Genomic DNA, 2,042 nt, shown 5'->3' with positions numbered 1-2,042 from the left:
GCTCGTCTCGCCCAGGTCGCCCAGGTCGCCCAGGTCGCCGGCGTCGCCGCCGAGGTAGGCGCGGATCACGTCCGGGTTGCGCTGGATCTCCGTCGGCGTCCCGGTGGCGACGGGGGTACCGAAGTCGATCACCATGATCCGGTCGGCGATGTCCATCACCAGGCCCATGTCGTGCTCGACCATGATCATCGGGATCCTCAGCTCGTCGCGGATGTCGAGGATGTAGCGGGCCATGTCCTCGGTCTCCTCGAGGTTCATGCCGGCCACCGGTTCGTCGAGCAGCAACAGTCGCGGCTCCATCGCCAGGGCGCGCCCGAGCTCGACGCGCTTCTGCACGCCGTACGGCAGCAGCCCGACGGGGAACTTGCGCCACTGCTCGAGCTCGAGGAAGTCGACGATCTCCTCGACCCTCCTGCGGTGCCTGAGCTCTTCGTTGCGGGCACGCCCGACCCAGAGCATCGCCGCGAGCGTGCCGTAACGCAGGTGCTGGTGGCGCCCGAGCATCAGGTTGTCGAGGACCGTGAGGTTCGCGAAGAGCTCGATGTTCTGGAAGGTGCGCGCCATCCCGAGCCGGGCGATCGCGGGCGGCCGCATGCCGAGCAGCGAATGGCCCTCGAGGTCTACCTTCCCCTGCTGCGGCCGGTAGACCCCCGAAAGGACGTTGAAGATGCTGGTCTTTCCGGCGCCGTTGGGGCCGATGACCGCGAAGAGCTCGTCCTCCTCGACGGTGAAGCTCACCCCGTTGACGGCCTTGACCGCCCCGAAGGAGAGGTGGACGTCGTCGAACTGCAGCACGGTCGTCACGACGCCCACCGCTTCCTGCGCCGGTAGTGCTTGACCGAGCGGAAGGATCTGGCCGCCTCGCCCTCGGCGCCCAGGCCGAGATAGAACTCGCGCACGTCCGCGTCGTCGCGGAGCTGGTCGGCGCTGCGGTCCATGACGACCCGGCCGTTCTCGAGGACGTAGCCGTGGTGGGCGATCGACAGCGCCATCGTGGCGTTCTGCTCGACCAGCAGGATCCCGGTGCCCTGGCTGTTGATCTCCACGATGATGTCGCGGATCTGCTCGACCACCTTGGGCGCCAGCCCGAGGGACGGTTCGTCGAGCAGCAGGTAGCGCGGGTCGGACATCAACGCGCGGCCGATGGCGAGCATCTGCTGCTCACCTCCGGACAGCAGCCCGGCCTGCCCGTCGCGGCGATCGCGCAGGATCGGGAACAGTCCGTAGACCCGCTCCAGGTTGGCCTTCAGGTTGCGCCGGTCGGCGTAGCCACCGACGCGGAGGTTCTCCTCGGCGGTGAGCTCCTTGAAGACCCGACGGCCCTCGAGCACGTGCTTGATGCCCTTGCGGGCGAGCGACGAGGGCTTCAGCTCGCCCACCGATTCGCCGTCGAGGGTCACCGAGCCCTTGCGGATCTCACCGTCGTGGATGTCGAGCAGGCCGGACAACGCCCGCAGCAACGTCGACTTGCCGCCACCGTTGGCACCCAGCAGGGCGATGATCTTGCCGTCGGGGACCTCCAGGCTGATGCCGCGCAACGCCAGCACGACGTCGTCGTACACGACTTCCAGGTTCTGCACCGCGAGCACTCGCGACCTCCCCGCCCACCCGTCGACCCTGTGACGCCCATCACAGTGGCTCGCAATGTAGCCGTCCTCGGGCCGCGCGGGAACAGCCGACGCGCAACTGGGTCGAAATGGTTATCGGGTGTTCGACACCCGGTTCAGCGAGAAGCGGCGAGGATCCGCGACGCGCGGCGGAGGTCCGCGACGACCGTACGACGACTGGCCAGGCCGATGAAGCGGCCGGCACCGAGCATGGTCACCGAGAACTCGGCGCCGACCCGCGTGCCCTCCGGGCAGGCCGCGAAGGTCAGTGCGAGGCGCGCCCTCGCCGGGCCGAAGTGGCCCTCCTCGACCCACAGCAGCGGGTGGTCGGACTGCACGGTCCGCAGGGCGGGGCGCACGCCCGGCACCACGGTGACGTCGGTCCACGAGACGCCGGCAGCCGTGAACGAACCGTCTTCGGCGGGCGCGACGTCG

General features: G+C 69.1%; 3 protein-coding genes. All 3 read right to left on the bottom strand.

The features are described from left to right. A partial coding sequence (locus ACOADB_RS23670; RefSeq protein WP_378604539.1) for an ABC transporter ATP-binding protein occupies positions 1-804 on the bottom strand: 804 nt, incomplete at its 3' end. Next, the gene (locus ACOADB_RS23665) at positions 801-1,589 is read right to left on the bottom strand and encodes an ABC transporter ATP-binding protein (protein WP_378604536.1); all 789 of its coding nucleotides are present in this window, start codon (positions 1,587-1,589) and stop codon (positions 801-803) included. The genes ACOADB_RS23670 and ACOADB_RS23665, both read right to left, overlap by 4 nt. A gap of 134 nt (positions 1,590-1,723) precedes the next feature. Further along, the coding region (locus ACOADB_RS23660; RefSeq protein ID WP_378604533.1) for a hypothetical protein at positions 1,724-2,042 on the bottom strand (319 nt) is incomplete at its 5' end.

Origin of the sequence: Nocardioides sp. CPCC 206348, from assembly GCF_048654705.1 — a bacterium.
GTDB lineage: Bacteria > Actinomycetota > Actinomycetes > Propionibacteriales > Nocardioidaceae > Nocardioides.
This window is presented reverse-complemented; position numbering and strand designations above follow the sequence as displayed.